At 60.0% G+C, this 415-nt stretch carries 1 protein-coding gene; it reads left to right on the top strand.

Going from position 1 to position 415, the window contains the following annotated elements:
• The coding region (locus P1K30_RS23870) for a calcium-binding protein (RefSeq protein WP_275635242.1) at positions 1-415 on the top strand (415 nt) is incomplete at both ends.

The following is a 415-nucleotide window of genomic DNA, read 5'->3' as shown; positions in this document are numbered from 1 at the left end:
GTTACGGGCTGGACACGATCCTTGGCGGGGACGGCAACGACTCCATCAATGGCGGTACCACGAGTACTTCGACCTCGTACCGCCCGGACTCGATCAATGGTGGCGCGGGCGACGACACGATCATCGGCTCGGGACACGAGGACACGCTGGAAGGCGGAGCGGACAACGACAGCATCGAGGGCAATAGCGGAAACGACCAGATCTTCGGTGGAACGGGCGATGACATCCTCGAAGGCGGGCAGGGCGACGATACCATCGTCGGCGGTGACGGCCTTGATATCGCGGTTCTTTCTGGCACTCGTGCAAACTTCGCCGTCGTTCAGGATGGCGCTAACCTGATCGCGATCAACTTGATTACCGGCGACCGGGATCAGATCGCAATGGATGTCGAAACGCTGCGTTTTACGGATGTGGA

This window comes from Psychromarinibacter halotolerans (assembly GCF_029168315.1).
Lineage (GTDB): Bacteria > Pseudomonadota > Alphaproteobacteria > Rhodobacterales > Rhodobacteraceae > Psychromarinibacter > Psychromarinibacter halotolerans.
The sequence above is the reverse complement of the archived record's forward strand: the minus strand, read 5'-3'. Positions and strand labels throughout refer to the sequence as shown.